This is a genomic window from Bremerella sp. JC817, assembly GCF_040718835.1.
In the GTDB taxonomy this organism is placed as follows: Bacteria; Planctomycetota; Planctomycetia; order Pirellulales; family Pirellulaceae; genus Bremerella.
On sequence record NZ_JBFEFG010000281.1, the window covers coordinates 130,358 to 151,052 of the forward strand.

The 20,695-nt window shown below is 56.8% G+C and carries 13 protein-coding genes; 4 read left to right on the top strand and 9 right to left on the bottom strand.

All coding sequences use genetic code 11. The annotated features are described in order from the left end of the window. Positions 1–66 precede the first annotated feature (66 nt). Together AB1L30_RS23645 and AB1L30_RS23650 are read left to right on the top strand one after the other, a co-directional pair. The gene (locus AB1L30_RS23645) at positions 67–1,269 is read left to right on the top strand and encodes a cofactor-independent phosphoglycerate mutase (RefSeq protein WP_367016627.1); all 1,203 of its coding nucleotides are present in this window, start codon (positions 67–69) and stop codon (positions 1,267–1,269) included. A 71-nt stretch (positions 1,270–1,340) separates the two neighbouring features. Beyond that, a complete protein-coding gene (locus tag AB1L30_RS23650; RefSeq protein ID WP_367016629.1) occupies positions 1,341–3,122 on the top strand; it encodes an aspartate kinase in 1,782 nt (593 codons plus the stop codon). 79 nt (positions 3,123–3,201) lie between these two features. Here AB1L30_RS23650 and AB1L30_RS23655 read toward each other — a convergent pair whose 3' ends face one another. The 5 genes from AB1L30_RS23655 to truB form a co-directional block, all read right to left on the bottom strand. Further along, a complete protein-coding gene (locus AB1L30_RS23655; RefSeq protein WP_345093156.1) occupies positions 3,202–3,603 on the bottom strand; it encodes a bifunctional nuclease family protein in 402 nt (133 codons plus the stop codon). A 149-nt stretch (positions 3,604–3,752) separates the two neighbouring features. Continuing rightward, a complete protein-coding gene (locus AB1L30_RS23660; protein WP_367017875.1) occupies positions 3,753–6,911 on the bottom strand; it encodes a valine--tRNA ligase in 3,159 nt (1,052 codons plus the stop codon). Between the two features lie 95 nt (positions 6,912–7,006). Beyond that, positions 7,007–8,629, bottom strand: coding sequence for a citramalate synthase (gene cimA / locus AB1L30_RS23665; protein WP_367016631.1), 1,623 nt, complete (start codon positions 8,627–8,629; stop codon positions 7,007–7,009). Between the two features lie 329 nt (positions 8,630–8,958). Further along, on the bottom strand, positions 8,959–11,799 hold the full coding sequence (locus tag AB1L30_RS23670; protein WP_367016633.1) for a DNA translocase FtsK: 2,841 nt from the start codon (positions 11,797–11,799) through the stop codon (positions 8,959–8,961). A gap of 180 nt (positions 11,800–11,979) precedes the next feature. Further along, on the bottom strand, positions 11,980–12,870 hold the full coding sequence (gene truB, locus AB1L30_RS23675; RefSeq protein WP_367016634.1) for a tRNA pseudouridine(55) synthase TruB: 891 nt from the start codon (positions 12,868–12,870) through the stop codon (positions 11,980–11,982). A 286-nt stretch (positions 12,871–13,156) separates the two neighbouring features. Between truB and AB1L30_RS23680 the strand changes: the two genes are divergently transcribed. After that, positions 13,157–14,611 (top strand): catalase, encoded by a 1,455-nt coding sequence (locus AB1L30_RS23680; RefSeq protein ID WP_367016636.1) that lies wholly within the window; start codon positions 13,157–13,159, stop codon positions 14,609–14,611. 101 nt (positions 14,612–14,712) lie between these two features. Here AB1L30_RS23680 and AB1L30_RS23685 read toward each other — a convergent pair whose 3' ends face one another. From AB1L30_RS23685 to AB1L30_RS23700, 4 genes are all read right to left on the bottom strand, one after another. After that, positions 14,713–15,126, bottom strand: a complete 414-nt coding sequence (locus AB1L30_RS23685) for a carboxypeptidase-like regulatory domain-containing protein (RefSeq protein WP_367016638.1) — start codon at positions 15,124–15,126, stop codon at positions 14,713–14,715. A gap of 43 nt (positions 15,127–15,169) precedes the next feature. Next, positions 15,170–16,138 (bottom strand): DUF1559 domain-containing protein, encoded by a 969-nt coding sequence (locus AB1L30_RS23690; RefSeq protein ID WP_367016640.1) that lies wholly within the window; start codon positions 16,136–16,138, stop codon positions 15,170–15,172. A 391-nt stretch (positions 16,139–16,529) separates the two neighbouring features. Beyond that, positions 16,530–18,494, bottom strand: coding sequence for a hypothetical protein (locus tag AB1L30_RS23695; RefSeq protein WP_367016642.1), 1,965 nt, complete (start codon positions 18,492–18,494; stop codon positions 16,530–16,532). A 273-nt stretch (positions 18,495–18,767) separates the two neighbouring features. Next, positions 18,768–19,865, bottom strand: coding sequence for an alkene reductase (locus AB1L30_RS23700; RefSeq protein ID WP_367016644.1), 1,098 nt, complete (start codon positions 19,863–19,865; stop codon positions 18,768–18,770). A 420-nt stretch (positions 19,866–20,285) separates the two neighbouring features. Between AB1L30_RS23700 and AB1L30_RS23705 the strand changes: the two genes are divergently transcribed. Then, positions 20,286–20,654: a hypothetical protein gene (locus AB1L30_RS23705; protein ID WP_367016646.1), complete on the top strand. Its 369-nt coding sequence runs from the start codon at positions 20,286–20,288 to the stop codon at positions 20,652–20,654. The last annotated feature ends 41 nt before the right edge of the window (positions 20,655–20,695 follow it).

A 20,695-nucleotide genomic window follows, 5' to 3' on the forward strand; every position in this document is an offset into this window, starting at 1 on the left:
GCGCCAGTAAGCTCACTCTGCCTACATTCCATTTACGTCGGTTTTCACGAAGGAGATTCGGGAACTATGAAATACGCGATTGTCATTCCCGACGGCTGCGCTGATGAACCGCAAGAGTCGCTCGGTGGTAAGACCCCACTGGAAGCCGCCAACATCCCGAACATGGACGCCGTCGCGAAAGCTGGCGTTGTCGGCCGTGCGGACAACGTTCCAAGCCATCTGCCGGCCGGAAGCGACGTCGCCAACCTCAGCCTTCTTGGTTACAGCCCTCTGGAATACTTCACCGGCCGCGCTCCGCTGGAAGCCGCCGCCCAAGGCATTCAACTCGGTGCCGACGACTGGGCTGTCCGCTGCAACCTGGTGACGATCCAAGACCAGATCATGAAGAGCTTCACGGCGGGACAAATCTCGACCGAAGAAGCCAAGGCACTGCTCGAATCCGCTCAGCAGGAGCTGGCCGGCGAAGGAGTCGAGTTCCATCCGGGCGTCAGCTACCGCAACCTGCTGATCTATCGTGGCGAAGGGCGTCCGGCTCCGTTCACGATGGATACCCGCACCACGCCACCGCACGACCTAAGCGACAAGTCGGTCGCCGACAGCTATCCGCGAGGCCTGGGCAGTGACTGGCTTGCCGACATGATGAGCCGCAGCGTCGAGCTGTTCGCCAACCATCCGGTCAATCAAAAGCGCATCGCCGAAGGCAAGCCGCCAGCGACCAACGTCTGGCTATGGGGTCTGGGTCGTCGCCCTGCCCTGACGCCGTTTGCGGACCTGTATGGCAAAACCGGCAAGATGATCACCGCCGTCGACTTGCTGCGAGGCCTGGCCGCGCTGATCGGTTGGGATCGCATCGAAGTCCCAGGAGCAACCGGCTACCTCGACACCGACTACGCCGCGAAGGGCCAGTATGCGATCGACGCGTTGGACTCGACCGACGTGATCTGTGTACATGTCGAAGCCACCGACGAAGCCTCGCATGAAGGTAGCGTCGAAGAAAAGATTAAGGCCCTGGAAGCGATCGACGGAAAGATCGTCGGCCCACTGCATGAAGCCCTGAAGAAGCATGGCGAATATCGTTTGATCGTGTTGCCCGATCATCCGACTTTCTGCCGTACCAAAACCCACAGCCATGGCTTCGTGCCACTTGCCATGTGTGGCAGTGACATCGAAGCAGACTCGTTTGAAACCTACAACGAGCGCAACGCCGACGCTTCGTCGCTAAGCTTCGATGAAGGTTGGAAGATGATGCCTCACTTCCTCGGCGTGTAATTTTCAGGCCGCGGCGGTTGCCCGGCCAGTCTCTTTGCCCAGTGTTACCTTATTACGGATGACACCATTCCATGTCATTGATTGTTCAAAAGTTCGGGGGAACCAGCGTCGCTGATTGCGAGAAGATTGTCGCCGCCGCGCGAAAAGCGATTCGCGCGCAGCGTGAAGGTCACCAGGTGGTGATGGTCGTCAGTGCGATGGGTAAAAATACCGACGTGCTGGTCGATCTCGCGCAGCAAGTGAGCGACAATCCCCCTGCCCGCGAAATGGACATGTTGCTGTCGACTGGCGAACAGGTCAGCGTCGCGTTGATGGCGATGGCGATCGACGCCCTCGGCTCGAAAGCGGTCAGCTTGACCGGTGCCCAGATCGGTATCCGCACCGACAGTACTCACACCAAAGCACGTATCCGTTCGATCGAAACGTCGCGCGTCAAAGAGTTGCTTGACGAAGGCAACATCGTGATCGCTGCCGGTTTCCAGGGTATCGACGAGAACTACAACATCACGACCCTCGGTCGCGGCGGTAGCGACACGACCGCCGTGGCTTTGGCCGCCGTGCTGGATGCCGACGCGTGTGAAATCTACACCGATGTCGACGGCGTCTATACGACCGATCCACGCGTTCTGCCAGAAGCCCGTCGCGTTCCGCAAATCGCTTACGACGAAATGCTGGAACTGGCGAGCCTGGGTGCCGGCGTGATGCACAGCCGTTCGATCGAGTTCGCCAAGAAGTTCGGTGTGCCGATCCATGTGCGAAGCAGCTTCACCGATATCCCTGGCACGTTGATCGTTCAGGACCCGGAATCGAAGACCCGCCCTGTCAGCGGCGCTGCGATCACCAAGAACGAGGCCCGAATCACGCTGGAAGGCATTCCGGACGAACCAGGCGTCTCGCTGGAACTGTTCCGCCGAATTGCCGCGAAGGCGATTTCGGTCGACATGATCGTCCAGAACATCAGTTCGGACGGCAAGGCGAACATCTCCTTCACCGTTCCCAAGAACGAATTGAAGGTCACGCTCGACGCCGTTAAACAGGCCTCGGAACTGCTTCGCCCAGAAAACGTCACCTACGACGAACATGTCTCGAAGGTCTCGGTCGTCGGCCTCCAAATGGCGAACGTCCCTGGTGTCGCCGACAAGATGTTCCGCGTTCTGTCGAGCGAAGGCATCAACATCCAGGCCATCTCGACCTCGGAAATCAAGATCTCGGTCCTGGTCGCCCAGTCCGATGCCCAGAAGGCTCTGCAGATCGTCCACAATGGCTTCGAGCTTGATGTGACGCCAGAAGATTCGCCACTGGAAGTGAGTGCCGTCCGCGTTCGCGACGTGACCGATCCAGCCGTTGTCGTGCAGCGTCTGCGTGAGATGGAAGACCTGGCGATCGACGATATCCAACTCGATCGCAGCCAGGCCCTGCTGGCCGTTCGCCGTGTGCCCGATCGCCCTGGCATCGCCGCTCAGATCTTTGAATCGGTCGCGTCGAAGGGGATCAACATCGACGTGATCATCCAGAACGTCGGCCGCGATGGATGTGCCAACGTCAGCTTTACCTGCCCTGCCTCCGACTACGAAAAGGCTTACGCAGCCTTGGAGGAGGTCGTGAAAGAGCTAGGGGACGGCGAAGTTCAAGGCAACCGCGAAGCTGCCAAGCTATCGGTCAGCGGGATTGGCTTGCGAAGCCACACCGGTGTCGGCGTCCGCATGTTCAAGGCTTTGAGCAGTGCCGGCATCAACGTCGATCTGCTCAGTACTTCGGAAGTTCGTGTCAACGTGATCGTCGACGAGCACGAAGGCGAGCCAGGCCTGAAGGCATTAGAAGAAGCATTCAAAGATGTTTTGATCGATACCTAATCGATCGGGCTATTCCTCGAATCAACGAAGAAGGCCACCTGCGGGTGGCCTTTTTTTGTGGAATGACTGACCGGAACGCTTAGACTTCCGACTCTTCCAGCACGTGTTCTTCCACGTAGATCGGCAGGTGGGGCTGACTGGTGACCGCAACGGCAATCGCGTCCGAAGGCCGGGCATCGATCGAGACCAGTTCGCCATCGACCTTCACGCGCAGATTGGCGTAATAGGTCCCTTCCTTCAGATCGGTGACCACCACGCTGTCGAGTTCGCCTCCCAGGCGTTCCACGATACTGACGATCAAATCATGCGTCAGCGGTCGAGGCGGGATGAAGTCCTTCACGCGACGATGAATGCTCGTCGCCTCGAAGATGCCAATCATGATCGGAAATTGGCGATCTCCGTCGACTTCTTTCAGATAGATAACCTGCTGGTCGTTTATCTCGCTGATGATGATCCGCGAGAGCTCCATTTGGATTGGCATGAGGGTGATCAGTCTTCCACAGTGATTCTCGTTCAACTGACTCGATTATATCCCTGGGAAAAGCCGTGGGAACAGTCCTTCGGCATGGAACTGTCCACTGCGAGACAAGGGCGAATCGGTCGCTGCTTGTCGAAATCGCAAGAAGCGGCCTATTTGGCGGCCGATTCCCGCAGACGAGCCAAAGCGGCCTCGGTGCGTTCCAGTTCCTGCTTGGCCTGATCCAGGCTTTCCCGTTCTCGAGCCACAATATCGGCGGGAGCGCGGCTGACGAAACTTTCGTTCCCCAGCTTCTTTTCCTTGCTCACCACCAATTGCTGCAACTTGGACAGTTGCTTCTCGTTGCGGTCGATTTCGGCTTCGACGTCGATGAAATCCTTCAGGTCAACGAAGATCTCCATGCTGCCGACCGTCATCGTCGCGTTGGTTTCTGGCACTTCCACCTGCTGGCCCAGGCCGCTGGTCTTGGCGTTGGCCATCGACAGGAAGTACGGCGACATCGTTTCCAACAGCTTGGCGGTTGGTTCATCGCAGCGAATAACGAACTCGATGGTGTCTTTCGGCGCGATGTTCTGCCGGCTGCGGATTTCGCGAAGGCTTCCCAGCGTTTCCTCGAATACGGCGAACTGACGCTCGATCGACTGGTCTTCCCACTTGCTGTCGATTTCTGGCCAGGTCGACAACATGATGCTCTCGGTCGCGTCGGTCAGCGATTCGAGACCACGCGTCGGAGCAATCTTGCCTAGGGTCTGCCAGATCTCTTCGGTGATGAATGGAATGATCGGGTGCAGCAGCCGCAACATGCAGTCGAGCACGTACGTGATCACGCGATGCGCGAAGGGACGCTGCTTTTCGTCCTGGAAGCGTTCCTTCAGCATTTCGACGTAGAAGCTGCAGAACTCGTCCCAGGCGAAGTCGTACGTCGCACGAGCCGCGTCGGCATAGCCGTAGCTCTCGTAACAGCGCGTCACTTCCTGAGTGACCGTGTACAGTCGCGACAAGATCCAGCGATCTTCCAACTGCAGTTCGTCTGCCGAAACCGTGCCAGGCTCGAAGCCTTCCAGGTTCATCATCGTGAAACGAGCGGCGTTCCACAGCTTGTTGCAGAAGTTACGTCCCAGCTCGAAGCGTTCGCTGACGATCGCTCCGCGCGGCAGTGCCTTGTCTTCAGCACTTTCAGCCCACTGGGTGCTGAATGGCTTGCCACACTTCTTGCACTCGATGCGCGGCTGCTGACGATTCTTCTTCGTTTGATCGATGAGGAACTGGCAGTGCGGGCACTCGAACTGCACCGGCATGCGGACGTCTTGCGTTTCGGTGGTCAGATAGGCCAGACCGAATCGCAACGAGTCGGCACCGAACTTCTCGATCACGTCCAGCGGATCGACGCCATTCCCCTTCGATTTGCTCATACGTTCGCCCAGACCATCGAGAATGGTCGGGTGAATGAACACTTCACGGAATGGGATTTCGCCCATGTTGTTGATACCGGCCAGCACCATACGGGCCACCCACAGGGTGATGATGTCGCGGCTGGTGATCAGCGTGCTGGTTGGGTAATAGTATTCCAGCTCTGGCGTCTTGTTCGGCCAACCCAAGGTCGAGTGCGGCCACAGCGCCGAGCTGAACCAGGTATCGAGCACGTCTTCTTCCCGCACGAAGCCCATCGCTTCATAGCGAGTTGCCAGGGCGGCATCTTCTTCGGCGATGCAGACGTGAATCTGGCTGTAAGGCATCGTGACGCGGGCAGCACCCTGGATGGTGCCGATCTTTTCGGCCGCTTCCAGCTCTTCGTCCCGTTCGACCTGGAACTTGACCTTCCCGCTCTTGATATCGGGATCCGATTCGAGCTTGGCGACCATCTTGTCGTGGTCTTCTTTGTAGGCACATTCCTGCGACCAGATCGGAATCTGATGGCCCCACCACAACTGGCGGCTGACGGGCCAATCACGCTTTTCGCTCAGCCAGTCGATGTAGCCGTTGGCGTAACGAGATGGGAAGATCTTCACGCGGCCATCTTTGACAGCGTCCATCGCGCTCTGGGCTAGTTCGTCCATTTTGATGAACCACTGGTCGGCCAGGTAAGGCTCGATCGGCGTCTTGCTGCGGTCTGAGTAAGCGAGTTCGATCTTGCGGTCTTCGATCTTGTCGAGCAGATTCAACTTTTCGAGATCTTCGATCACCATCTTGCGGGCCTGAGGAATCGTCAGGCCGATGTATTCCCCGGTCGCCTCGTTCATCGTGCCATCGGGGTTCAAGATGTTGATCATCGGCAGATCCTGGCGACGACCCACTTCATAGTCGTTCGGGTCGTGCGCTGGAGTGATCTTCACGCAGCCGGAACCGAGCTCTGGCTTGGCCCACTGATCGGCAACCAGCGGGATTTCGCGATCGACCAGCGGGAGCATCAGCTTTCGACCGGCGAGTGCCATATCACGCAGCTTGATCAACTGTGGCAGCATCGACTCGCGACGCGCTTGGATCTCTTCGATCTGGGTCTGAATGCCTGCCTTTTCTTTGCCCGGGGCTTCCTTGAGCTTCTCTTTCTGCTCGGCTTCGATCGTGTTGAGGGCCTTTTCCGGATCGGGGTGAACCGCCACGGCCGTATCGCCCAGCATCGTTTCCGGACGCGTGGTGGCGATGGTCACGTACTTTGGTTCGCCTGGCTTCGGATCGATGACCGGATATTTGAAGTGCCAGAAGTTGCCATCGGTCGTTTCGTGGAAGACTTCGTCGTCGCTGACCGCGGTCTGCAGGAACGTGTCCCAGTTGACCAGGCGCTTGCCTTTGTAGATCCACTTTTTGGCGAACAGATCGAAGAAGGTCCGACGCACCGCGCGGGCACACGTTTCGTCGAGCGTGAAGCGGGTCCGATCCCAGTCGCAACTACTGCCAAGCCGTTTGAGCTGGCCCAGAATGCGAGCTTCGTACTGATCTTTCCAGTCCCAGATTCGCTTGACCAGCTCTTCGCGGCCCAGATCGTGACGGCTCTTCTTTTCCTGCTCGAAGATTCGACGTTCCACCACGGCCTGGGTGGCGATCCCGGCATGATCGGTGCCCGGGATCCACAGGGTATTGAAGCCCTTCAGACGCTTGTAGCGAATCAGGACGTCTTGCAGCGTATTGTTCAGCGCGTGCCCCAAATGGAGGGCACCAGTCACGTTTGGCGGTGGAATGACAATCGTGAACGGCTCGCGACTGGGATCTGGTTCGCTGTGAAAAAATCCCTGCGATTCCCAATACTCGTATATTTTGGGCGAGATCGAAAAATCGAAACGATTGGGAATGTCCTGAGCGGAAAACGCCACCAGTATGACTCGCTATGATTTGTAAAAGATGTTCAGGTCTACAATCCAGTATCCAGCAAGCGGAGTCCTTGCCCAGTACCTTACCCGCTTTTTGACTTCTAATTCGCGGCCGCGACCTCGTCAGGCATCCCCTGCTTGCTGGCAGCTTCGTCCTTGTGAAGTTTGTATTCAACGGCATCGACCAGTGCATTCCAACTGGCCTGAATGACGTTTTCGCTGACGCCAATGGTACCCCAGACGTCACTTTCGTCGCTGCACTCGATCTGCACGCGGGTTCGAGCGGCGGTACCCGCTTCGCTGTTTACCACGCGAACCTTATAGTCGACCAGTTTCATCCGCTTCAGGTTCGGGAATACCCCGTCCAGTGCCTTGCGGAGAGCCGCACTAAGGGCATCGATCGGGCCGTCCCCTTCGCCGACTTCGTGTCGCAATTGATCGCCGACCTGCAGCTTGATCGTTGCTTCTGTGGTCAATTCCATATCTTGCTGGTGGACGAAGTCTTCGACCTCGACATGATACTTCATGGTCTTGAAGTGCGGGGTGAAGGTTCCCAGCGTCTTGCGGACCAGCAGTTCAAAGGAGGCCTCGGCGGCCTCGAACTGGAAGCCTTTATTCTCGAGATCGACCACGCGGGCCAGGATTTCGTCCATCACCTTGCGGTCTTGCTCGATGTTCATCTTGGTGGTCAAAGCCATGATGTTCGATCGGCCTGACAGCTCGCTCACCAGTACGCGGCGTTCGTTGCCGACCAGCTCTGGCGAGATGTGTTCGTAACTGGACGACGCACGGTTGACGGCGTGGACATGCATCCCACCTTTGTGGGCGAAGGCACTCTGGCCGACGAAGGCCTGATTGTTTCGGCGATTGACATTGGCCGTGTCGTAGACGAATCGCGAGAGCTCGGTCAGGTGTTCGAGGCCGTCTCCACCGAGCACCTCGTAACCTTTCTTTTTCAGGGCCAGGTTCGCCACGCACGAGATCAGGTCAGCATTGCCGCAACGTTCGCCAAAGCCGTTGATCGTGCCCTGAATCTGCTGGGCACCTGCATCCACGGCCGACAGCGCATTGGCCACTGCCAGGTCGCCATCGTTATGGGTATGAATGCCGACAGGGACACCAAATGGCTCAAGAGCTTCGATCGCGGCTCGGGTCAGCATGGCGATCTCTTCCGGCAAGCTGCCGCCGTTGGTATCGCACAGCACCACCATGCGGGCACCAGCTTTGGCCGCGGTTTGGATCGTTTGAGCAGCGTAATCGGGGTTGGCTTTCCAGCCATCAAAGAAATGCTCGGCGTCGTAGATTGCTTCGCGGCCCTTTTCGACCATGATGCCGATCGAGTCCGCGATCATCGATAGGTTCTCTTCCAGGCTAACCCTCAGCACATCGGTCACGTGAAAATCGTGGGTCTTCCCAACGATCGTGACGACGGGGGCCCCAGAGTCGAGCAGCGCGTTCATGCCGGGATCTTCGGCCGCGGTCATCCCTTTGCGGCGCGTCATTCCGAAGGCGCAGACCTTGATATTCTTCAGGTCCATCTCTTGAACGCGGCGGAAGTACTCCGAATCTTTCTCGTTGGATGCAGGGTAGCCACCTTCGATGTAATCGACCCCAATTTCATCCAGACGTTCGGTGATTGCGAGCTTGTCCTGCAACGAGAAGCTGACGCCTTCTCCCTGGGCACCGTCACGCAAGGTCGTGTCGTAAATCTCGATCTTCTTCATGGGGCGATCCGCATACTTTTCACGACCCGAGGGGGACTTAACCGGGTCAGGTCGGTTCAACAAAAAAGCCCTGAAACCTTTGTGGCGTCAGGGCTTACCTTTGAATCATTCGTGTTCGCAGTCCCTACGCCGAAATGGTGGGTTCTCCCACAATAGTAATTACAGTGATCTGGATGATGGGCTGCAACATGGTAAACGCAAGGGGCATTTTCTAGGTGTATTTAAGCCGTAAGTTTAGGTGTGGTAATAAGAACTGTCAAGTTAGGAGACCTGTCAGGGGAAATTGTCGAAGAAGCCTGAAACAGGCGGCCTCCCCTGGCAGCTAGCGGCTAGGCACTCTCTTCGTAGTACTCTTCCTCGTCGTCTTCGTCGGACTCCTCGTACTCTTCTTCCTCGTATTCCCCTTCTTCCTCTTCGTACTCAGCCTCTTCCTCTTCTTCGTACTCGTATTCCTCGTCTTCCGCCTCGGCGTCTTCCTCGGTTTCGTACTCTTCTTCTTCGAGCTCGTCTTCGACCTCTTCGTCGATTTCCTCTTCTTCCTCCTCATCTTCGACAACATGAGGTCGGATTTTGTTCGAGCGTTTCGCTTTCGGGGCTGGGGCCTCTTTGATCTCCAGTTCCGGTTCGGTCGAGGCGGCCTGGCCCGACTTCATAAGTTCCCAGTCTTCTGGGCTAATGATCACTTCCCGGGCTTGCGAACCGTTATACGGCCCTACGATGCCATCTTCCGCCATGAAGTCGATCAGTCGGGCACCACGGCCATACCCTACGCCCAACGCTCGCTGCAGCAGCGACACACTGCCGCGCTGCTCAGCGACAATCACGTCGACGGCCGCTTCGTACAGTTCGTCTCGCTTCTTCATCTTGGCTGGATCGGCGGTGGCGCCATCTTCGACCTTCAGCTGGACGAGTTCCTTGACAAAGTCTTGCTCGCCAGTGCTGACGAACTCGACGACACGGTTGATCTCTTCGTCAGAGAGGTAGGTACCCTGACCACGCATCAGCGTACTGGTACCTGGCCATAGGAAGAGCATGTCACCGTTACCCAGCAGCTTATCGGCCCCCATTTCGTCGAGAACGACGCGGCTGTCGGTTCGGCTGGCGACCTGGAACGAAATACGAGCTGGCAAGTTCGACTTAATCAGACCGGTAATAACGTCGACCGTTGGCTTCTGCGTGGCAAGGATCAGGTGGATACCGACCGCTCGCGACTTCTGGGCCAAACGAATGATGTGCTGTTCGACTTCCTTCCCGGCGGTCATCATCATGTCGGCGATTTCGTCCGCCACGATCACGATGTACGGCAGGTTGGTGACGGCGTTGTTTCGTTCCCCTTCGTCTTCCAGTCCCAGCTTGTCCCAGATTGCTTCTTTGCCGAGAGCATTGAACGCACTCAAGTGACGCACGCCCACTTCGGCCAGCAACTGGTAACGCTCTTCCATCTTGTCGACCGCCCAAGCCAGGATCGCTTCGGCCTTCTTCATGTCGGTCACGACCGGATGCATCAAATGCGGCAGCGTGCGGTAGCAGCTCAATTCGACCATCTTCGGGTCGATCATCAGCATGCGGACTTCGTCGGGACGACGCGTCATTAAGATCGACGTGATCAGCGCGTTCAAACAGACCGACTTACCGGTACCCGTTCGACCGGCGATCAAAAGGTGAGGCATGGCCGCCAGGTCGACCGCCAGCGAATTCCCCGAAACGTCTTTCCCCAGGAAGATCGGCACCTTCATCTTGTTGATGCGGCCGCTCGCTTCTTCCATCACTTCGCGCAGGCGAACCATCTGGCGTTCGTCGTTGGGGACTTCGATACCGACGGTGTTCTTGCCAGGGATCGGAGCGACAATACGCACACTTGGCACGCGGAGGGCAATCGCCAGATCGTCGGCCAGACCGGTGATCTTCGACAAACGAAGGCCTGCTTCCAGTTCGACTTCGTACTGAGCGATAACCGGGCCGGTTTCGATTTCGACCACCTTCACATTGAACCCGAAGTTCAAGAAGGTCTTTTCGAGGGTCTTTGCCTTCTTGCGGACTTCGCGTTCCTGTTCGTCGAACGAGAAGTCGTCGCTCTCGATCAGCAGTTCGATCGGAGGCAGTTCGTAGTTCTTCGGGTTTTCCAGACCATTGGCAGCACTGTCGAGCTCGCTCATGACATGCTTGCGAGCGTCGTCCTGCGGCTTCTTGCTGTTGCGGTTCTTTACCGCCAACGGCGCAGGCTCTGGCTTGTCGACACGGGTAATCGGAACTTCGTCTTCGACTTCTTCCTCTTCCAGTTCTTCTTCGACTTCTTCGTCGATTTCCTCTTCTTCTTCGAGCTCTTCTTCCTCTTCGACTTCCTCGTCACCGCTGGCGGCTTCTTCCTCGAAGACCTCTTCGCCATCTTCGAACGGAATCTCTTCGTCGACGTCGGTCTTGATCTGGCGTCCGCCGATCTTGATGCGTACGCCCTTTTCGTCGTACTCATCCTCGGTGGCGACTTCTCCGTCTTCACCATCCAAGCCAAACTCGGCCCGGAGCTTCGCACGGCGTTCTTCGGCCAGGCGTTCGCGGCGAGTCTTCCAGGCAGCGGCACCGGCTTGGGTCTTTTCTTTCGCCTTCACAAGGCCCCAGACAGTCAGGCGAACCAGTTCGTATTCGGTGCAAAGCAGCAACCCACAAGCGGTCGCGGCCAGACATAAGATGATCGAGCCGGTCGTGGCGAAGTGTTCACTGAGGAACTGTTGCCCCACCAGGCCCAATCGTCCGCCAGAACTGCTGATCGGTCCTGGCGATGCCCCCGGAGCGACGATCGTGACCAGCGTCGTAATACCGGTCAGGGTCACCAGCCAGCCGATCAATCGGGCGGCAGGCGAGGTAATTTCTTTCCGCATCAACAGGAAGAAATCGAGAGTCCCCAGGCTGAATACGGCAAAGTAGGCTCCGATACCAAGGCTCACCAACAGAAAGTCCGAGACCAGAGCTCCCATGCCACCGCACAGGTTATGGACCTGGTTCGGCTGGGGAAAGCTGACCTGATCGGGCTGATAGATATTACTGAATGGTGGCGGAAGCTCGCCAATGGCGTCATCGGCACGATACGACAACAGCGATAGCGCCAAGAAGATTGTCAGGGCAGACAATCCAATCGCGATCATATCTCGCTGGATGCTTCGCTCTTCGAACATTCGACGCTGCTGGGAAAACGGGGAGTATGAGCGAGGCTGCCCCCAGACGGGTGACTGGGACCTGACGCTCCACTTTCCTCCTTCGGCTCTGCTAGCGATCAAGCCGTAATGCGATTTCTTCGCACGGGCGCGATTCGCCAGTTCGCAGATCCGCCAACGCCGACAGATTCGACACGACCGTTACAGGTAGTCGTTGGCGAAGTTCTTCACCGATCGCCAACCCGATTCTTTCCCCGGCTGCAGCACCGCGACCAGTTCGCCCTCGCTGGTCATTGCCGCGACTTCGTTCCCACCTGCTTGACCACTGGCGGAAGGCTTCACGTCGATCAGCTTCCCTTGGGCGAGCCGAACAATCTGCTCCGCATCGACCACCACCGATGGCAAGGCTTGAACAGCGCGGCAAGTCGATTGCAGCGACTGCTCGATCTTCTCGCGATCGAAGCTATCGAGTGGATTGAGTGCTTCCTCAATGCGAAAGTCGCCAATCGCCGTGCGAACTAACTCGGACATGATAGCCTCGGTGCCAAGACTTCGCGCGAGGTCTCTTCCCAGCGAACGCACGTAGGTTCCGCTGCCACATTCAATCCGCATCGAGAGTCGTGGGTATTGATACTGCAGGATCTCCAGCTGATAGACCTCGATCTCGCGACTGGCAAGCTTCACTTCTTTTCCCTGGCGGGCCAGGTCGTAGGCGCGCTTGCCGTCGACTTTCAGCGCCGAGTAAGCCGGCGGCATCTGCGAGATTGTTCCGAGAAACTGCGGCAACTGCGTTTCGATCTCAGCGAGTGTTGGCTGCGGCGGACTTTCCAACTCGATCACCGCGCCTTCGATGTCTTCCGTATCGCTGTGACGCCCCAGCAGAAAGACCGCTTCGTAGGTTTTCGGCAATCGCTGAATGTATTCAATCAGCTTCGTGCCATGCCCTACCGGGCAAACCAGGACGCCGGTCGCCAGCGGATCGAGTGTGCCGGCGTGCCCTGTCTTGGCGGGGCGAACCTGTCGCTGCACAATGTTCACAATATCGCGAGACGTTTTGCCAGCCGGTTTGTTGATATTCAGAATGCCGTGCATTGCCGCCCAAACGCCGAAAGACGTCTTCCTGTCGATTCACAAATTCGATGCGCAATCCCTTGTCTTAACGGTTTCAGCGAGATCCGACAACGCCTGCCCCAGCTTGCCTTGTCAAGCCAAATGACGCGTTGTCCTAGAGATCACATTGTGGTTCCGCCAATTTGTTTGACGGGCGTTTGAGATCTCTACAATGAAACTAAAGGAAGGCGTGACCCGCATGGCGTCCTACGCCAGACGCTTCCTTACACAACCATCCAAGCCTCTACTGCCAGGGAGATTTCGATTGATGTCCGACAATAAGCCCAAGCCGACCACAACTGATGCCGGCATTCCCGTCCCCAGTGACGAGCATTCGTTAACCGTCGGTCGCGATGGCCCGATTGTGCTGCACGATCATTATCTCATCGAGCAGATGGCGAACTTCAATCGCGAACGAATCGCTGAACGTCAGCCACATGCGAAGGGCTCTGGGGCGTTTGGTACCTTCGAGGTTACTCATGATGTGAGTGCCTTCACGAAGGCAGCCGTCTTCCAGCCGGGCACCAAGACCGACACCCTGATTCGTTTCTCGACCGTGGCGGGCGAACGTGGCAGTCCCGATACCTGGCGAGACCCGCGCGGGTTCGCGCTGAAGTTCTATACGACCGAGGGCAACTACGACATGGTGGGGAACAACACGCCGGTGTTCTTCATCCGCGATCCTTTGAAGTTCCAGCACTTCATTCGCTCGCAGAAGCGACGTGCTGACAATGGCCTGCGGGATCATGACATGCAGTGGGACTTCTGGACCCTCTCGCCCGAGTCGGCTCACCAGGTCACGTGGCTGATGGGTGACCGCGGAATTCCCAAAAACTGGCGACACATGAATGGCTATTCCAGTCATACCTACATGTGGGTGAACGCCAAGGGTGAGCGTTTCTGGGTGAAGTACCACTTCAAAACCGACCAGGGAAATGACTTCCTGACCCAGAAGGAAGCGGAAAAGATCGCCGGCGAAGACTCCGACTATCACCGCCGCGATCTGTTCAACGCGATCAAGGAAGGTAACTTCCCGAGTTGGACGCTCAAGATGCAGATCATGCCGTTTGAGGAAGCGGAATCGTATCGGTTCAATCCGTTCGATCTGACGAAAGTCTGGCCGCACGCCGATTATCCGCTGCACGAGGTGGGTAAGCTGACGTTGAATCGAAACCCGACCGACTTCCACACCGAGATCGAACAGGCCGCCTTCGAGCCGAACAATCTGGTGCCTGGTATCGGTGCGAGCCCTGACAAGATGCTGCTGGGTCGCATGTTCGCCTATGCCGACGCTCACCGAGCCCGCATGGGAGTGAACTACAAACAGATTCCGGTGAATCGCCCCAAGTGTCCCGTACACAGCTATAGCAAAGATGGCGCGATGCGGGTCGATAACGTTACCGATCCAGTCTACGCACCAAACTCAAAGGGAGGTCCTCAGGCCGACCCGAGTTTGAATCCGGTCCACGATGTGTGGGGAGCCCAAGGCGACTTCGTCCGCGAAGCCTACACGCTGCGGAAGGATGACGACGATTGGGGTCAGGCCGGCACGTTGGTTCGCGAAGTGCTGGACGACGCAGCCCGGGATCGCCTGGTTTCGAATGTGGTTGGTCACTTGAGCCAGGACGTTTCCGACCCGGTCCTGGAACGCGCCTTCACCTATTGGCGAAATATCGATCCGGAAATTGGCGACCGCATCGCGAAGGGCGTGAAGGGGAAGTAACCGTTTTCCCTCGCCCAAATGCAGACGTTCAAAATAGAAAGAGTCCGTCGACCATTCATCGACGGGCTCTCTTTTTTTGGCTGGTCTGGAATGTGTGGATGCTATTCCGACAGTTCCAGGTCCACTTCGTTCGTTCCGGCCTCGAGGACCGTCAGCAATGTGCTCGTCTGAGCACTTTGGTACTTCTTCGGAACATTTGGCATGTCCTTCGGTTTCATCGCGGGTGGCGAGTTCGGTCCGAGCGAGACTTCGACTTCTGGAGGCAGGATGATGACCTGGTAGTCACCTGGGTCCATCCCACCGGCAGCACGAATTTCGTACTTGCCTTCTTCGTCCAAGACATCGCTGGCACTGTCACCAGTCTTCTGATTGCGAAACGACACGGTCGCTTCGGCGACCGGTTGGCCCTTAAATGTCACGACACCCTTTACGGTACCAAGCGGTTCCGATTTGCTGCAGCCGCAGATGACCACGGCAGCCAGGGCGAGCGAAAACAGTTTCCAATTCAGCATCATCTTAAAGTTCTCAACGATTAGAACGTGATTGAAATCGATTGCGTTACGGGATCGTCAGCACGTTGCCGTCATCGCGATCGACCAGGTTCTTCCAAGTCTGCACGTCGAGGGTTTCCGCCAGGAAGTTCACGTGACCGTCCAAGCCCAACGCCATCACGCCGCCTGGGTGCGCGGAGATAAGTGGCGAGTTGCACTTCTCGTTGCCCATCGTGGCGGCATCGTAAGTACGGGTACCCAGACCACGAATAACCGTGGTTTCGTTCCAGCAGCGATAGGCGGCTCCGGTGACACTGCCGGCCCCTTTGACCTCTTGCATCGGACTGGTACCGTGCCAGCCACCATCCTGCCACGAAGCACGGATGTCGTACTTGGTGCCGGACGAGTCGACGACGTAGTCCCCCTGTTCGGCGACGATGATTGTGTTCGAGGTACCGTCGGTGCAAGCCGACATGTTCAAGGCACGGATACGGATAATCATGCCACCTGCCGAGATCGGCGAGTTGCCGCTATTCACGTCGGTATCGGTCGACGAGTGATTGTTCGAGCCCGAGATCGCCACGTAAGAAGGCTCGATCTGCTCGGTCGCTCCGGCGCTGTTCGATTCGGTCCAGAACAGTTCCATCGGTGACGAAGGACAAACCATGTAAGGAGGCGCGATTCGATTCAGGACGTCCTTATTGTTGAGCGAAGCGGTGTCGCCACCACCCATCCAGAACCCACCCTGGTTCACCAGCAAGCGATCGTACAGATTGCCTTGTTCGCAGAACGGCAGGATGTGAACCCACCAGTTGGCGCTGTGACTTCCCTTGGCCGCCTGAGGTGGCAGCACGTTATGGGTGTCGTGATAGTTGTGCAGGGACAAACCGACCTGCTTCATGTTGTTCGAGCAACTCATACGTCGAGCTGCTTCGCGAGCCTGTTGGACAGCGGGCAACAGCAGTGCGATCAACACACCGATGATGGCAATGACCACCAGCAACTCGACGAGCGTAAAGCCACGAGACTTTTTCATGGGGGTGCACTTTCCTAGGTAGGACGGAGGGGGGAAATCGAAACGGAATGAATACGGGGGTTCGCACCAGGCACGTAGAAGCGCATGAATCCCGATCAACAAGATTCGACGCTTCGGCCTGGCTTGAAATTGGGTAGGTAAGAAATGCCAGCGCGTCCGGAAGGTGGGTGATGGAGGTTGGGCGCGTTAGATTTTCTATCTCTGTTCTGGCAAAATTCTAGTGACCCCGCTTCTGGGACTCAATAGAAACACCAACTCCACTAAGAGAACTTACGGGTTAGAACGCGAATATAATTCGATTTTTGAACCTATTTTTTATAACACTCCACCAGCTTAACCACTTTGGGGGGAGGCGAACCATAGCCCGGCCGCGGTAAGCACCGCAGTCTTCCTAAGTCTCGTCTTCTGCGACCACCACCAGGCGGTCTTCTGGCCCGAGCGTCCAGCGGGTGTTCTTCTCTGGGATTAACTTCACCCCGAAGTTCTGCTGCATGTCGGTCTCCATTGCCTGGATTTTGACACCGATACAGACTTCGTTGCGCTGCTGTGCGATCGCCATCATATCGGCGAACGAGACCTCGATCGGGAACGAGGTGAAGTAAAGCCGAGCCGGCTTCAGGTAGATCTCGGAACCATCTTCGGAGAACAAGTCATCGTAGACCGCTTTGATACTCGCTTCTTCGCTGATCTGGGCGAGGATTGTACTGACAAACCGATTGGAAATGATGAAGTCGTGCACGCCGGCCCGGGCCACCAGTTCCTGGTTATCAGAGTCCATCACCTCGGTGATGATTTTGGTCTTGGTGATGTCGATGTCGGGCCCGGCTTCTGAAAAGATTCGCCGGAGCAGGATCAGAATGACAATTGTTTCCGAATCGGACGTCTCGGAATCCGCTTCCTGATCGCCAGAGCTGAGGATAATGATATTGTCGTAGTGAAACGGCTGCAGCGCTGTCAGCGATGGAATATCGGTCGGGTTCGACTCGATCAACTGAATCGTCAGGTTCTCGAGCGATTCGTTCAACTGAGCGATCGTCTGCCGAACGTAATCGGTTGGCTCACGCAGCATGATGTCGATCTGCGAGCCGGCTTGGACATAGTCGGCATACTCGCGGACGATCATCGGAACCTTCTCGTTCCAACCGATGAGAAGCTCGCGTTCGATCGATGGCTCGCTCTTGCGTCCCTCGGCCAGCGGTAATGTTTGCGGTACCGCGACCGGCTCGGATCGAAATTCGATCGTCGAATCATCCTCGGCCAGAATCAGAATGTCGTCATCCTTCTGCAGCGTCAGGCTGCTTTCAGGATTGATCACCACGGTTCCATCCACATGCCGCAAGCCAATCGGGACGCCATCAGGAAAGTGATAGATCGCCTTGCCGAACGCGATTCCGCTCCAATCGGCCTGGTGAAAGTAAAGTTCACATCCGTCAAACGACAGCACCTCGGCATACACCACGCTTAGACCGAGGGAACGACTGGTTTGCACCAACAGCTTCGCCAAGATCTCTTGCCCGTCTATCGCAGTCACTTCCGGCGAGATTTCCTCGGCAATCTCGCGGCTGCGTTGTTGGAAAAGTTCGACGACGATGTTGAGCTCAGTACCCTCTTCCTTCGAGGCAACCACTCCGAGAATCGTCTTTATCGTGCGGATATCGCTGGCTGCTTTCTCCGCTTCGTTGGCCGACTCGCCGCACGATGCCAGGATGACGACGCTTTTGCTCGTCGGTAGCGAAACGATTTCCAGGTTATGCTTGGCGGAAGGCTTCCCCGAACGGGTTACGATGCGAGTCGTTTGCCTTTCCGGCACATTGACCTTCAAATAGTCGTCCATCTCTTCCTTGGGAAGATCGGCGAGAATCACCACGCAGGCATCGTCTTCACTTTCGTTGGCAATGATCAACTCGCGAAGGATCTCTGGTACGCGATGATTCCAGCCCAGGATCAACGTATGATCCGACTCGATCACGCGTGAGAACCCTTTCCGCAGCTCGGACAATTTTTGATCGAGAGCGGTCGTGATGAACGCGATCAGCATCGACAAGATGATCACCCCAGCCAGGCCGGCCAGCACGCCAGAGACCTTAAATAGCGGCGAAGCGAACTTGTCCTGGTTCATGTTCCCAGGGTCGGTCAGTTCCAAAAAGATGATGTAGGACTGCCCCAAAAACGAATCGTGCGTTTCGTGCGAGACCCCCTTCGGATGCATCAACATGCTCACGCCGCGCAGGCCAGCCAGCAGCCCGAACAGCACCAGAAACACCACCACCAGGCTGAAGAAGATCGATCGCCCTCCTTTGGAGATGAACGTATCGAACTTGTACCTCAGGCGTTCACGCAAAGTGGGTGTAGGCACGGCGATTCCTCACAAGAGCAAGACGTTTCAGCTGGTGCGGCAACGAGGTTGCGAGACAAGATCGACGCGCGAAAGATGCCTTTCCGCGATCCGCTCGACTGGCAGTCTTATAACCGACTGCTGATGTCGAAACCAGCATTTTCCTGCGGGAATTGTCAGAGTCTTGCGGCGCGAGAATTTGGCGGTTTTCGCCTTGTTTTCCGTTGGCTAGCCGCATGAAGATTGGGCGTTTCCAGCCACTGCCGGAAACGCCTTGATTTCGCCGAGACCGCGTTAATCGGCCGACTCCAAAGTTGGATAGTCGGTATAGCCAACCGGACCTGGCGTGTAGTAAGTGTCGGGATTAGGCTCGTTCAGCGAGGCATCCTGCATCAACCGTTCTGGCAAGTCAGGATTGGCAATGAACTTCTGCCCGAACGCGATCGCGTCGGCTTCACCCCGCTCCAAACAGTCAATTGCCGTGTCTCGGTCGTAGCCACCATTGGCGATGAAGACGCCGTCGTACAACTTACGAATCTCAGGCGTGACTCGCGGTGCATCCGGATTGTAGATCCGACCTGGGCGAATCGATTCCGCCACATGCAAGTAAGCGAGCCCCAGCGGATTCAAAACTCCCGCGACGTAGCGAAACAGCGTAATCGGATCGCTGTCGAACATGCCGGTTCCATTCATCGTCGGGCTGATGCGCAGGCCAGTTCGATCGGCCGACCAGGCATCGGTCACCGCTTCGATCACTTCCAGCAGAAACCGAGTCCGGTTCTCTTTCGATCCGCCATACTCGTCGGTGCGTTGATTGGAACCGTCACGCAGAAACTCGTCGATCAAGTAACCGTTGGCACCATGGATCTCGACTCCATCGAAGCCAGCATCTCGGGCACGTCGTGTTGCCGCGGCGTAGTCCTCGACAATCGCACGAATCTCGGGCTTGGTCAGTTCGTGAGGCACAACGTACGGCTTCTTTCCAGTCGGCGTATGAGCTTCGCCGGCGGCCAGAATTGGACTCGGTCCAACTGGCAGCTTGCCATCTTGATAGTCAGGATGCGAAACACGCCCCATGTGCCAAAGCTGCACGACGATGCGTCCGCCGGCGTTGTGCACCGCATCGGTAACCTTCCGCCAACCGGCGACCTGTTCGTCGGAGTAGATCGCCGGAGCACCATGCCATCCGAAACCTTGCGGGCTGATCGCCGTCGCTTCCGAGATAATCAGCGCCGCACTGGCCCGCTGGGTGTAGTACTCGGCCATCAGATCATTCGGAATCCGATCGGTGGCCCGGGCACGCGTGAGAGGAGACATCAGAATCCGATGAGGCATCTGAAACGCCCCGGCCTGAATCGGTTGAAACAGGACGTCATCATCGTGGGTCGACATCGGCAGCGTCTCCAGTGTAGAGATGGAAAGACCAAGCGAAGCCGAATTCTAGGCAGCATCCCACAAGTCGGCCACCCCTTGCGATGTCTCGTGTCGACCCTACACGCGTTTGGCCTTCTAAAGTGCGAAACATTCACTTCGAAAATGAGAACCTTTCCGCCGGCAAGCCAACCTTCACGAAACCTTCTCGGTTGGCGTTGTTCCTTTTTGAACGAATGACCTGCATCGAAACGAAATCGATCCAGCTCATCGAGCGGGATCGATTGCCTTGTCTTCAATGGCGATGACGCTCGTGCTTAGACGATCGACAACCACTTAGCAGTCACGATGCTGAGTGCCGAGCTCATGGATGAAGACATATCGATCTAAGCAACATCCGATGCCGTCTCTACCCGTACCACGATCTCGAACAACACGGTCATGCACGCGGCTTCAGACACCATCACTCGCGCTATCGATTTCGAATTGCGAGAAACGACCACGGATATCAACTTCCCAGACAACACGGTCGATGTCGGATTCCTGGTTAGTGGGACCCGGTTCTTAGTGGAAGACTCGGCGACTGCGAACGTGCGAATGCTGAATACCACGATCGACAGCTTCTTCTCCATCGAGACGACCGCGAGCAATCTCAACTACGAGGTATTCAACGGCCAATCGGTTCCAGCGCCGCTCTCTACGGCCGATGCTTCCGGCCAGAACACTATCGGTGGAATCTTCTCGATCACTACTGGGTCTGGAACAAGCAACACTCGCGTGGCACCCAACAGCCTTCCGATCCCAGAATAGCTAGTCGGCGGGACCGGCAAGGGGGCGAAAACGTGCCTGAC